Annotated in this window: 13 protein-coding genes; 7 read left to right on the forward strand and 6 right to left on the reverse strand. The window is 46.4% G+C overall.

The genetic code is table 11. The features are described from left to right. The first annotated feature begins 113 nt into the window (after positions 1-113). Complete coding sequence (ggt, locus tag ACWJJS_RS02495) at positions 114-1,691, forward strand: gamma-glutamyltransferase (RefSeq protein WP_278071368.1); 1,578 nt, start codon at positions 114-116, stop codon at positions 1,689-1,691. An 11-nt stretch (positions 1,692-1,702) separates the two neighbouring features. Here the strand turns inward: ggt and ACWJJS_RS02500 are convergent, their stop codons facing one another. The 3 genes from ACWJJS_RS02500 to cotG form a co-directional block, all read right to left on the reverse strand. Continuing rightward, on the reverse strand, positions 1,703-2,047 hold the full coding sequence (locus ACWJJS_RS02500; protein ID WP_070082489.1) for a DUF4181 domain-containing protein: 345 nt from the start codon (positions 2,045-2,047) through the stop codon (positions 1,703-1,705). Between the two features lie 164 nt (positions 2,048-2,211). Beyond that, entirely contained in the window at positions 2,212-2,832 is a 621-nt protein-coding gene (locus ACWJJS_RS02505) for a flavin reductase family protein (RefSeq protein WP_454023284.1), read from the reverse strand. A gap of 156 nt (positions 2,833-2,988) precedes the next feature. Continuing rightward, positions 2,989-3,555, reverse strand: a complete 567-nt coding sequence (gene cotG / locus ACWJJS_RS02510) for a spore coat protein CotG (protein ID WP_096034907.1) — start codon at positions 3,553-3,555, stop codon at positions 2,989-2,991. 140 nt (positions 3,556-3,695) lie between these two features. Here cotG and ACWJJS_RS02515 point away from each other — a divergent pair, with 140 nt between their 5' ends. From ACWJJS_RS02515 to ACWJJS_RS02525, 3 genes are all read left to right on the forward strand, one after another. Next, positions 3,696-4,790 carry a CotH kinase family protein gene (locus ACWJJS_RS02515; protein ID WP_015387604.1) on the forward strand — a complete coding sequence of 365 codons (1,095 nt, stop codon included), beginning with the start codon at positions 3,696-3,698 and terminating at the stop codon, positions 4,788-4,790. Positions 4,791-4,912: 122 nt separating this feature from the next. After that, a complete protein-coding gene (locus ACWJJS_RS02520) occupies positions 4,913-5,806 on the forward strand; it encodes a spore coat protein (protein ID WP_146284009.1) in 894 nt (297 codons plus the stop codon). A 41-nt stretch (positions 5,807-5,847) separates the two neighbouring features. Beyond that, entirely contained in the window at positions 5,848-6,522 is a 675-nt protein-coding gene (locus ACWJJS_RS02525; protein ID WP_007407530.1) for a hypothetical protein, read from the forward strand. A gap of 49 nt (positions 6,523-6,571) precedes the next feature. Here ACWJJS_RS02525 and ACWJJS_RS02530 read toward each other — a convergent pair whose 3' ends face one another. Both ACWJJS_RS02530 and alsR read right to left on the reverse strand, forming a co-directional pair. Further along, positions 6,572-7,903, reverse strand: a complete 1,332-nt coding sequence (locus ACWJJS_RS02530; protein ID WP_070082487.1) for an arsenic transporter — start codon at positions 7,901-7,903, stop codon at positions 6,572-6,574. Between the two features lie 194 nt (positions 7,904-8,097). Beyond that, positions 8,098-9,006, reverse strand: coding sequence for an acetoin biosynthesis transcriptional regulator AlsR (alsR, locus tag ACWJJS_RS02535; protein ID WP_003151316.1), 909 nt, complete (start codon positions 9,004-9,006; stop codon positions 8,098-8,100). A 156-nt stretch (positions 9,007-9,162) separates the two neighbouring features. On the opposite strand from alsR, the gene alsS reads away from it, so the two are divergent. The 3 genes from alsS to ACWJJS_RS02550 all read left to right on the forward strand — a co-directional run bounded on the left by alsS (position 9,163) and on the right by ACWJJS_RS02550 (position 12,330). Beyond that, positions 9,163-10,875 carry an acetolactate synthase AlsS gene (gene alsS, locus ACWJJS_RS02540; protein WP_003151317.1) on the forward strand — a complete coding sequence of 571 codons (1,713 nt, stop codon included), beginning with the start codon at positions 9,163-9,165 and terminating at the stop codon, positions 10,873-10,875. A 60-nt stretch (positions 10,876-10,935) separates the two neighbouring features. Continuing rightward, on the forward strand, positions 10,936-11,703 hold the full coding sequence (gene budA / locus ACWJJS_RS02545; protein WP_003151318.1) for an acetolactate decarboxylase: 768 nt from the start codon (positions 10,936-10,938) through the stop codon (positions 11,701-11,703). Positions 11,704-11,805: 102 nt separating this feature from the next. Further along, complete coding sequence (locus ACWJJS_RS02550; protein WP_003151320.1) at positions 11,806-12,330, forward strand: NAD(P)H-dependent oxidoreductase; 525 nt, start codon at positions 11,806-11,808, stop codon at positions 12,328-12,330. 124 nt (positions 12,331-12,454) lie between these two features. Here the strand turns inward: ACWJJS_RS02550 and ACWJJS_RS02555 are convergent, their stop codons facing one another. Beyond that, positions 12,455-12,988, reverse strand: a complete 534-nt coding sequence (locus ACWJJS_RS02555; protein WP_003151321.1) for an SH3 domain-containing protein — start codon at positions 12,986-12,988, stop codon at positions 12,455-12,457. Positions 12,989-13,039: the final 51 nt, after the last annotated feature.

A 13,039-nucleotide genomic window follows, 5' to 3' on the forward strand; every position in this document is an offset into this window, starting at 1 on the left:
ATTGAGGATTATTTCTTATCGGAAAGTAAATAGTGTGTGAGCTTTTCTTTCAGGAAAGTGGATGCCGGCGATGCCGCTTTTTATACTTGAGAAAATTTGTAAAGGGGCTTGCCATGAATACTTCAACCATCGGAACGAAACAAATGGTCGTCAGTCCGCATTATCTTGCTTCTCAGGCGGGGGCCGGCATTCTGGAAAAGGGCGGAAACGCGTTTGACGCGGCAGTGGCGGTCAGCGCCTGCCTGGCAGTCGTGTATCCGCATATGACGGGTCTTGGCGGGGATTCATTTTGGCTCACTTACCATAAAGAAACGGGACGAATCAAAGCTTATAACGGGAGCGGCCGTTCAGGGAAGCATGTGACGAGAGACTTGTATCGGGGCAGAGAAGCGATCCCTCTGCGCGGGATAGAAAGCGCCATTACCGTTCCGGGCATGGCGGACAGCTGGGATGCCGTGCTTTCGGCGTACGGGCGTCTTTCTCTCGCTGAGGTGCTGAAGCCAGCTCTTGATTATGCGGCAAACGGATTTCCAGTGTCCGCCGACCAGTGCGCCCACACAGAACACAATCTCGCTCTTTTAGCCTCGACGCCTTACACCTCGGCCATTTTTACGAGAAACAAAAAAGCGCCCATGCCCGGTGAACGGTTTGTCCAGAAGGATCTGGCGGCCAGCTTGGAACAGCTTGCCGAGAAAGGCAGAGGCGCTTTTTATGAAGGAGATCTCGCTCAAAGCATCACATCCTTTCTGCAAAACAACGGCAGCCGTCTGACACTTGATGACTTTAAAGCCCACCGCGGCGAGTGGACGAACCCGGTATCCTCTGATTACCGCGGGTACCGCATCTATCAGGCTCCGCCGAATTCACAGGGCTTTACAGGCTTAATGACGCTCAATATATTGGAAAACTATGATTTTTCTCAGATTGAACACGGTTCCTTTGAATATTATCATCTGCTGATCGAGGCGCTGAAGAAGAGTTTTCAGCACCGGAATGAAGTGCTGACAGATCCGGCATTTTCTCATATTCCGCTGGATCGGCTGCTTGATAAACGGTATGCAAAGCAGCTGGCGGAAGAAATCGGTTACACGGCTGCGCCGGCGGTAAGCCGTCCGGTCGGAAGCGACACTGCTTATGCCGCCGTCAGAGATGCGGAAGGAAATGCCGTTTCCTTTATACAGAGCCTCTATTTCGAGTTCGGATCTGCCGTTACGGCGGGGGAGACGGGTATTTTACTGCAAAACCGCGGGTCATTTTTTTCGCTGGATGAATTCCATGTCAATACGCTCGAACCCGGCAAGCGGACGTTCCACACCCTCATGCCGGCGATGGCCTGTAAAGAAGGAAAGCCGCACATCCTGTACGGAACCCAGGGAGGAGAAGGCCAGCCGCAAACTCAGACAGCGATGATTACGCGCATCATTGATTACAAAATGGACCCGCAGCAGGCGATCAATGAGCCTCGCTGGGTCTGGGGACGGACATGGGGAGAGGAGTATGAAGGGCTGAGGGTTGAAAGCAGAATCAGCCCTGAAACGAGAGAAGCCCTAAGGCAGAGCGGCCACCGCGTCGAGACCGTTGGTGATTTTGACGGGCTTATGGGCCATGCGGCAGCGATCGTCATTGATGAAGAAGGCTTTCTCCAAGGCGGGGCCGACCCGCGCGGCGACGGAGCGGCCGCAGGAGTATAGAGCATGATACGCTAACTGATGAAAAAAATAAGCACGCCAAGAGCGGCAGAAAGACCCGCGTAAAACGAATCGTACACATATTGCTTTTCCTCCCGCCGGTGCCGCCATTCCATTAAGCCGCTGCAGCAAAATAGCATGGAAACAGCTCCGGCAAATACGTACATTTCATTGAAAAAAGTCACCGCTGCGATGCCCGTAATAAGCAGTGTGATTTCGATTAATCGATGTGTGCCGTTTATCGGCTTCTGCTTTTTAACAGCCTTTGGAAAATGAAGAACTTTGACGGCAAATACTTGAAACATAAGGCTGAGCAAAATAAATACGATTGAAAAAATCAGTAACTGAATGAAATCCATCGTCTCCTCCTAAAAATGTGTCACTCGTTTCATACGGGTGAGGGCCTTGTAAGTTTCAGCATTCTATAAGACATTAGGCTGAGTTTAATGGTAAAAGACTCAAAAAAGACCCCTTTCGAAAGGGGTCTTTTTGACTAGTTTCTTCTATTATAATGGTTCCTGCTTCAGGTCGGGCGGACAAGCGTATATGTCTTCCCGAGTCTGGCGTATTCATTCCCCGCGAGCCTTGCCGCAGGCTTCAGCTCATCTGTCCGTATGTAGCCTTTATCGGCGTCATATACTAGGTCATTCAAATGAAAACAAACGACTCTGCCGATGATGAGGTCTGTCGTCGTTTCTCCGCTGTCATTTTGAAACGGAAGATGGCGTTCGAGTATACATTCAAACCTGACTTTTGCTTCTTTTATACCGGGAACGCTGATGCAGGCGCTGTCTGTCACAGAAAGGTCTGTCATGCCAAGTTCACTGACATCAGGATCAAGCCTTGCCGCCGTTTTGTTAATATCTTCAATAATGGACTCATCACTGACGTGCACCACGAATTCCCGATGAGCGATTGCGTTTCTCGCGGTGTCTTTCTGCCGTCCGTCCGCGCGGCTGACAGAGATGGCCAGAAGCGGCGGTTCTGCGGAGACAACGTTATAGAAACTGAAGGGCGCCGCGTTTACGGCGCCGTTGATGGATGACCGCGTCGTGACAAATGCGATCGGCCGGGGAACGACTGTGCCCGAAAGCAATTTGTAAGTGTCTTTTGCGTTCAGTTCGTCTGCTCGTAAGATATGCATGATTTCGGCCGCCTTTCTTTATCGTATGACCTGATTATACAGAAAGAAAATTCGGAAACACAACAAAAGAAAACCGGCTGCATATCTTATCACGTGGCATATATCTGATTGAGGAAAAAGGCTTCCGTTTAGCCGGCAGCCTATTTACAAATGGCGTTACTTGTAGTTTTTCTTTACAACCCAGATGTTCCCGTCTTTCCAGTACTCTGTTTTGCTGCAGTAATCGTCTTTTTTGCAAGGGTCTTTTTTATGAGGACGATAAGGTTTTTTCTGCGTGCGTTTTTTCTTGCGGCGGCATGATTTTTTGTGGCTGCGAGATTTTTTGTGAGAGCGGCACGATTTTTTACGGCTGCGAGATTTTTTGTGAGAACGGGATTTTTTATGGCTGCGAGATTTTTTGTGAGAACGGGACTTTTTATGGCTGCGAGATTTTTTGTGAGAACGGGATTTTTTATGGCTGCGAGATTTTTTGTGAGAACGGGATTTTTTATGGCTGCGAGATTTTTTGTGAGAACGGGATTTTTTATGGCTGCGAGATTTTTTGTGAGAGCGGCACGATTTTTTATGGCTGCGAGATTTTTTGTGAGAGCGGCACGATTTTTTATGACTGCGAGATTTTCTCTTCTTACTGCTTTTTGGTTCTTGGTACAAATAATCTTCCAATCCCTCGGTGCTTGCGGACTTTACTGCTTCTTCGATATCAGAATGGGAATAGTGGCCCATTTTGAAACCTCCTCATGATATATGTTTTAAGGATGCGATCCTTACTACCACATAGTACGCATGAATGAAAAAAGTGTATGTGTGATTCGCTGAGTTTTATATAAAAAGCACAGCCTAAATTAATACAGGGAGGGTTACTGATGAAAGACCAATCAACATTGCCTCTGTACCAGCTGTTTATTCACCCGAAAGACTTAATGGAGCTGAAAAAAGACATTTGGGATGATGATCCGGTGCCCGCGGTGCTGAGAGTGAATCAAAAACGGCTTGACATTGATCTGGCGTACCGCGGCTCTCATATAAGAGATTTCAAGAAAAAATCGTATCACATCGCTTTTTATTCGCCGAAAACATTTCGCAGGGCGAAAGAGATACATTTAAACGCTGAATACAAAGATCCGTCGATGATGAGGAATAAGCTGTCTCTCGATTTCTTCGCGGAGCTTGGGACGCTGTCACCAAAGGCGAATTTCGTAACCCTGCAAATCAATGGCAGGCATGAGGGGGTGTATCTTGAGCTGGAGTCAGTGGATGAATATTTTCTGGCGAAACGGAATTTGGCGGAAGGGGCTGTTTTTTACGCGGTTGATGACGACGCCAATTTCTCCCTCGTCAGTGATCTGGAGCGGGATACAAAAACATCGCTCGAACTTGGTTATGAAAAGAAAACGGGAACGAAAGAAGACGATTTATACTTGCAGGACATGATCTATAAAATTAATACCGTGCCGAAGTCAGAGTTCAAGGGGGAGATCGTCAAACACTTGGACGCCGATAAGTATTTGCGGTGGCTTGCGGGCATCGTGTTTACCTCAAACTACGATGGGTTTGTTCATAATTACGCTTTGTACCGGAATCATGAAACGGGACTTTTTGAAGTCATTCCGTGGGATTACGATGCGACGTGGGGAAGAGACATTCACGGTGATCGGATGGACGCCGATTATGTCAGAATACAAGGGTTTAATACCTTGACTGCAAGGCTTCTGGATGAACCGTATTTCCGCAAAGCGTACAAACAGCTTTTGGAAGAAACGCTTCAGACCCGGTTTACCATTGAACATATGAAGCCGAAGGTCATGTCACTGTATGAGCAGATCAGGCCGCATGTCGCAAAGGATCCTTATAAGAAAGAGGAGATTGATTGCTTTGACCGGGAGCCTGATGTGATTTGCGAATACATTAAGGAGCGGTCCGCCTTCATCAGCAGTGAGTTAGAGCGGTGGAATATCTGATTTGGAAATGAAGAAAGATTTTTTACAAATAGGCTGGTGAATCAGTTCCCGAAAATAATCGTGATACGTATATATGCATTATGCTTTTTACATTATGAGAAAAATGACTAGGAGGATAATAGATGAAACGCAATACGAAGCGGCATCGGTCTGATGACAACTTTTTGCATGAAATGGAAGGAAAAGTAATTACTGTCTACCGGGGAGGTCCGGAGTCCAAGACAGGGAGATTAGCAGACATTCAATCGGATTATATCGCTCTTCAGGTTGATAATAAAATCGTTTATTATCAATGGAAACACGTGAAAAGTGTGACGGAAAATACGAGTGAAACCGTATCGCCGGCCGAAGCGGCAGAATGTGAAAAAGCTGATGATTTTCAAGACCTGATCAGCCGGATGACCAATCGCACGGTGCAATTGAATCAGGGAGGTCCCGAATCGAAAAGAGGAAAGCTTCACGAAACAGGGGATGATTTTCTCGTGCTGGAAACGGAAGATGACGGAATCGTATATTTTAACGCCGACCATGTCAAAAGCATCAGCGCGGAACAAGAAGAGGACGGCCAAGAGGAGGAGCGCCCGGAATTTGAAATGGCTGATGATTTTCACGGCATATTTAAACGCCTGATCCACAAATGGGTATCCATCAACCGCGGAGGTCCTGAAGCCGTTGAAGGTATACTTGTGGATAATTCCGACGGCCACTACACTCTTGTGAAAGATAAAGAAGTGCTGCGGATCTATCCTTTTCATATCAAGAGCATCAGCGAAGGGGCAAAAGGAGCAGCTAAAAAAGAGGAGAATAAAGACGACGAGAATAAAGGTGAGAAAGAGAGCGCCGAAGAAGAAAAGTCACATGAAGAAGAATCACGCGAAGAGCAGCGTACTTCCTCTAAAAAGTCGAAAAGATCATCAAGATCCGTTCGATCCTCAAAACGGGAGGAAGAGAATTCTTATAGCTACGCCACTGTATTAAGGACAATAGATTATCGGTGGAAACACGGCCGTAAATGATTGGAAAGATTGTCCGTAAACGCGGGAGAGGGGGGAATGAAATGGCTGGATTAAGCAGATTTCTGGATAAACAAGTCGATATTGAGATATCGGGGAATACGACATTTTCAGGAACTCTTTTGGATATCGGTCAGGATATCATTGTGATTCATGACGGCCGGACGTTTCTTTATATTCCGCTGCTGCATCTTCAGAGGATGACATTGACGCTCCCGGACGAAGAGAATAAAGAGCCGTACGCAAGAAAAAAAAGTCCGCATCCCGAAAAACAGGAACATTCATTTTCTTACCGGAATACCCTCCAGCATATAAAAGGCAGATTTACAGAAATATTTGTTACGGGAGACCGTTCTATTCATGGGTATGTGACAAGTGTTTTAAATGATTATTTTGTTTTCTTCTCTCCGGTTTATAAGACTCTTTTCATCTCGATGCATCATTTGAAATGGCTGACACCCTATTCCGATGAGCAGACGCCGTATACTTTAAACAGTTCAGAGCTGCCGGTTGTTCCCGCTAATGTGCCCCTTGTCCGGAATTTTGAGGAGCAATTAAAAAGATATATCGGGAAGCTGATTATTCTGGATTTAGGAGATATACCGAATAAAGTGGGGCTGTTACAGGATGTCTCAGATAATATTCTTGAATTGACCAATGCAGACGGCGATACTGTTTTTTGGAAATTGAATCATTTAAAAACCATGCACCTGCCATAAATGATAAAACTGCCTCTCTTATACAGCAGGCAGTTTTTTTTCATCGGAGCTAAAGGTAAATCCAACTGATCCAAACATATAAAACGGTAATGGTAAACACGACGGTGAGAGGGACAACGACAATGGTCGTTTTGATATATTCTGACCAAGAAACTTTTTCGCCGTGCTGTCTGATGATATGCATCCAGATCAGCGTGGCTAATGTCCCGATCGGCAGAAGCAATGATCCGATATCACTTCCGATAATATTAGCCAGATAAATGATTTTTACGGTCAATGGGTCGATGGACATTTCAGTTAATGTCAAAGTGCTGATCATTAAGGCGGGATGGTTATTGAACAAATTAGAGAGGACGGATGTAGCAATGCCCATAATAGTTGCGGCGTGGGCAATGCTTTGTGAGACATAAGGCTCAATAGACTGAACAAGCAGCGCCGTCAGTCCGATATTATGCAGTCCGTAGATGATAATGTACATCGTGAAGGCAAAAATAAAGATATGCCAAGGCGCTTTTCTTAATAAGTCTGCCGGTCCGATTTTTAAATAAAACCATCTCCAGCAAAGCAGGATGACTGAACTGATGACAGCCACGAGCGAAACGGATATGCCGTTGTAAGAAGCTGCAAACAGACTGATCCGGACGAACAATACAAATACCAAAACACAAAACATGATGTTCGTACGGCTGTTTTGGCTCAAGTCCGGCGGAGGCTGAAGCGGATGATATCGTTTGTGTTCCAGCGAATCAAAATGAACCGGAATATCGGGGAGCTGTTTCGGCAAACGGCGGTAAAAAACGGCAAACAGCAGAAAGGCCATAAACACCAGTCCCAGCGTGCCGGGGATAAACATCATATTGGTGTACAAATAAAGGTCCATGCCTATCATTTTGAGAGAAATTAAATTGACGATATTACTGACGCCGATCGGGGTGCTTGCCGCCGTCGCAATTAATACGCCGCTTATTAAATACGGTGTTTTCTGATGTCTTTTAAGTCCGAGATATTGTAAGACCAATAGTAAAATAGGAGTGGTGATTAAGACGCTGCCGTCATTATTCAGAAAGAGCGTCATTGAAAAACAGAGCAGGTTGGTCAGCCAAAAAAGCCGGATGCCCGATCCCTTGGCGCGGTGAAGCAGTTTGGCCGCCGCCCAGTTAAAAAAACCGAAGCTTTCCAGCGCGATCGCCATAATCATTGTGGAGATAATGGTTATTGATGCTCCGGTGACTTTTGACCCTATATCCCCCAAATCATGAAAGGAAACGGTTCCGCATAACAAAACGAGAATGGCGCCCAGCGACGCCGGAACGGCTTCATTTAATCCCCCGGGTCTCCAAAATATAAAAATAATGGTCACAAAGAAAGAAATCAGGGTCAAAATGACGGTAATATGTGTAATGTGTTCTGCCTCCTTTTAGATGGGTCATTGCCGCCCCCTTATTTTTATCCCTCCTGATCAGTTGTACTGTATGTATACGGGTACAGGTCGTAAGGTGTACTGAGCGTTTCTACCAATTTAGTAAAAATCCATAAAAGCACAAAAAAAGAGGCTGCTTTCGGCGGCCCTCTTTTTTATGCATTTTCCTTATCCGCCTGCAATAAAGCCTGGCGTTTATTCATAATATCCAGAAAATGTTTCAGAATCGGATTTTGATTATCCTTGCGGTAGGCAATGACCCATTCGGCAGTGAGCTGCGCCTGATTAATGCCGCGGTAGGCGACTTCGAGATTAAACAGCTTTTTAGCAGAAGAAGGCACGAAGGTTACACCGATACCGGCACTAACCAATCCGATCACCATTTGATACTCCGTCGCTTCCTGAACGATTTTCGGTTTGAAGCCCGCCTGCTCGCAGTAGTTTACAAACTCTAGGTATAAAGTCGGCCATGTTTCTTTCGACAGTGTGATAATCGGTTCATTTTTTAAATCCTGAATGTCGATTGTCTGTTTAGCGGTAAGCGGGTGCTGCTTCGGCAAAGCCAGAATGCACGGACTGCTCTGCACCTTTTCCATATGTAACGCGGAATGCTGTAAAGGCGGATGAAGGATGCCGATATCAATGTTCCCCTTCAGAAGTTCTTCCTGCTGTCTGAAAGAAGAAATTTCACGCAGATCAAGCTTGACGGAGGGGAATTTTTCGCGGAATTCCCGAATGATCGGCGGCAGAAATTCATATGTGGCCGAGCCGACAAAACCGACGACAAGGCGGCCGAGCTCTCCCCGCGCCGTTCTCTGCGCCATTTCAATCGCTTTGTCTATTTCTTCGATCGCGTTTCGGCTGTGTTTTAAAAAACTTTCTCCGGCAGCTGAAAGCTCTACAACCCGTTTCGTGCGCTTTAATAAGGTCACGCCGACTTCCTTCTCAAGCTGTTTGATCTGCTGGCTGAGAGGCGGCTGTGTCATATTTAACCGAAGCGCAGCTTTGCCGAAATGAAGTTCTTCGGCAACGGCAATAAAGTATTGAAGATGGCGAAGCTCCATCCTTATCCATTCCTTTCTCTTTGTTAATTATTCGTGAAACATATTAATCATACGGCGAATTGATATTGGAGGTCAATTTCCAAAGAGTGTATAGTGAATAATATCACAAATTACTTAAAATTTTATATTTAATATGCATAATAAGGAGTGAGGGTGTTGGCAAAAGCAACAAATGAACTAAAAACCTCTGAAAAAAATCGGGGGGCGGAGCTTGTTGTTGATTGCTTAGTGGAGCAAGGTGTCACACATGTTTTTGGCATTCCGGGTGCAAAAATTGATGCAGTATTTGATGCGTTAAAAGATAAAGGACCTGAACTGGTTTTATGCCGTCACGAACAGAACGCTGCATTTATGGCTGCGGCTGTCGGAAGACTGACTGGAAAACCAGGCGTTTGTCTCGTTACTTCAGGCCCGGGGGCATCCAACTTGGCGACCGGCTTGTTAACGGCTAATACAGAAGGTGATCCGGTAGTGGCGCTGGCGGGTAACGTAATTCGCGCAGACCGGTTAAAACGGACACACCAATCATTGGACAATGCGGCGCTATTTCAGCCGATTACAAAATACAGTGTAGAAGTACAGGAAACAGGGAATATACCAGAAGCGGTAACAAACGCCTTCAGGGCAGCGTCAGCAGGTCAGGCAGGCGCGGCTTTTGTGAGCTTTCCGCAGGATGTTGTGAATGAAATCACAAATGTGAAAAACGTACGCAGCGTGCCGGCGCCGAAACAAGGCCCTGCACCGGAAGAAGCGGTCAGCGCGGCTATCGCGAAAATCCAGACGGCGAAACTTCCCGTTCTGTTAGTCGGCATGAAAGGCGGAAGACCGGAAGCGGTAAAACAAATCCGCAAACTGCTTGCCAAAACAAAACTGCCTTTCGTAGAAACGTACCAAGGGGCCGGCACATTGTCCAGAGAGCTGGAAGACCAATATTTCGGCCGGATCGGACTGTTCCGCAACCAGCCGGGCGATCTTCTGCTTGAACAGGCGGATGTCGTATTAACGATCGGTTATGATCCGATTGAATACGATCCGAAGTTCTGGAACGTAAACGGTGACCGTGCTATTATCCATCTTGACGAAATTCAGGCCGATATCGATCATGCCTATCAGCCGGAATTAGAATTATTAGGCGATATCCCCGCTACGGTTAAACAAATTGAACACGACGCTGTGACATTTGATATGGGCAGCCGTGAAAAAGAAGTGCTGAGCGAATTAAAACAGATGCTCTCAGACAGCGAGAAGGCGCCAAGCGACCATAAATCCGACAGAGTGCATCCTCTGCAAATCGTCCAAGAACTGCGCAATGCAATTGATGACGACGTAACCGTCACTTGCGATATCGGTTCTCACGCGATCTGGATGTCCCGCTACTTCCGCGCTTATGAGCCGCTGAAGCTGTTGATCAGCAACGGCATGCAGACATTGGGCGTAGCGCTTCCTTGGGCGATTGCCGCCACATTGGTGAATCCGGGTGAAAAAGTCGTATCCGTTTCAGGAGACGGAGGATTCTTGTTCTCTGCAATGGAATTGGAAACGGCAGTCCGCTTAAAAGCGCCGATCGTTCACCTTGTATGGAATGACAGCACATATGATATGGTCGCATTCCAGCAAATGAAAAAATATAACCGTACATCATGCGTAGATTTCGGAAACATTGATATCGTAAAATATGCAGAAAGCTTCGGCGCCACCGGCTTGCGCGTTGAGTCACCGGAACAGCTGGCAGACGTGCTGCAAAAAGGCTTGAACACAGAAGGCCCTGTCATCATTGACATTCCTGTCGATTACAGTGACAATGTCCATTTATCAAGCGACATGCTTCCGAAGCAATTCAAAGAAAAAATGAAAGCAAAAGCTCTCTAGCACTCTGCGCACCATGACCTGTTTTCTAAAACAGCCCAATTTAAAAGGAGTGAAGGGAATATGAAAAACGCAAGCGACATCCATATGATGAGCCGCGGAGAAAAAGGCTCACCTGAGGATCAGATCTATCAAGTATCCACCATGACATCTTTGCTGGACGGAGTATATGACGGAGATTTTGATATGGCTGACATTCCGAAGTTCGGTGATTTCGGAATCGGCACGTTCAACAAACTGGACGGCGAATTAATCGGATTTGACGGCGAATTTTACCGTCTGCGCGGCGACGGAACGGCTACCCCTGTTAAAGGCGGAGACCTGTCACCATTCTGCTCATTCACATTTTTCACGCCGGACATGACGCATACGATCGACGGCGAAATGACCCGTGAAGAATTCGAGCAGGAAATCGCCAGCCTTCTGCCTAGTAAAAACTTATTTTATGCGATCCGTTTAGACGGCGTATTTAAAAAGGTGCAGACAAGAACGGTAGAACGCCAGGAGAAACCGTACGTTCCGATGATCGAAGCGGTGAAAACACAGCCTGTGTTCAACTTTGACGACATTCAGGGTACAATCGCCGGCTTCTGGACGCCGGGTTACGCAAACGGCATCGCTGTTTCCGGATATCACCTGCACTTCATTGATGAAGGACGCAATTCCGGGGGACACGTGTTTGACTATGTCATTAAAGATTGTAAAGTGACCATTTCTCAAAAAATGAATATGAACCTCAAGCTTCCGAATACGGCGGACTTTTTCAACGCAAATTTAGATAATCCGAATTTTGCGAAGGATATCGAAACAACCGAAGGAAGCCCGGAATAAAATAAAAAAGAAAGCCTCATTTTTCTCGGGGGCTTTCTTTTTATTTGGCTGAACCGGCAAAGATTAGGTAAAATACAGTCAAAAGGGAAAGGTGTGGTAGCTGTGAAAGTATTGGTATTAGCGGTTCATCCTGACATGGACAACTCAGCGGTCAATAAGGCGTGGACAGAAGAATTAAAAAATCATGATGACATCACGGTCCGTGAGCTTTATAAAGAATATCCGGACGGGAAAATAGATGGGGAAAAGGAACGGCAGCTGTGTGAACAGTATGACCGGATCGTATTTCAATTCCCGCTGTACTGGTACAGTGCGCCTCCGCTTTTAAAAACATGGATGGATCATGTGCTGGCGTATGGCTGGGCTTACGGTTCCAAAGGAAAGGCGCTGCACGGCAAAGAATTGCTGCTGGCTGTTTCTGTAGGTGCCGGGGAGGATGCATATCAGGCAGGCGGGTCTAACCATTTTTCACTGAGCGAGCTCTTAAGGCCGTTTCAGGCAATGGCTAATTTTACGGGAATGACCTATTTGCCGGCTTTCGCGATGTACGGGGTAAGCAGCGCCGATGCTGCGGCTATCCGTGACAATGCCAAACGCCTGGCGGATTACATAAAGAAGCCATTTTAGAGTCGTATACATTCATCTTCATCCGACAATATTTCCTGAGAAATATTTCGAACCTTAGACGTTTCTGACTGCTCAAGAAAGAAAAAACGGATTTCGCGCTGAATTTGCGAAATCCGTTTTGATATTATGTCAGTTTTTGCAGATCTTTTGTGCTGATATATCCCGTTGCGCCCCCGTAATCGACAAGCGCCCAGCCGAAATCAATGCCGCCGCCGGCTGTCTTTTTCCATCCGAGGAAAGAAACGCTCGTGTTTTTGGCAAGGGAAGCTTTGACCGCTTGTTTGTCTGTATATACTTTTGTTTTTGCCGTCGTTTTTACGGTTGTTGCTTCTTTAACAATATAATGAGTAGATACAAATCCTGTTTTTCCGTTTTTATAATGTACTTTTGCCCAGTCAGCGTTCTGGAATGAAATGATCTTTAAGCTGTCGCCTAAATGAAGGGTATCAGCTCTCGGACTGGCTGCTGATGCTTTTGTTCTGACGTTCAATGCTTCCGCGGAAACGAGATAAGAGTCAAGCGGGTAGCTGTACAGATCGTCAATTTTGACCGCTTCTTGCGCGTGTGTCTCCGGAAGAGGCGTTATTCCGGCAGCTGAAGCCGCTGATATTCCCGCTGCAAGGGTCAGAATGGATGCCGCTTTGGCTGTTTTCTTCATCTGTATCTCTCCTTTTACTTCATCCTTTCACGTTTTACCGGAAGTCTAAAC

Source organism: Bacillus sp. JK106 (genome assembly GCF_053663355.1).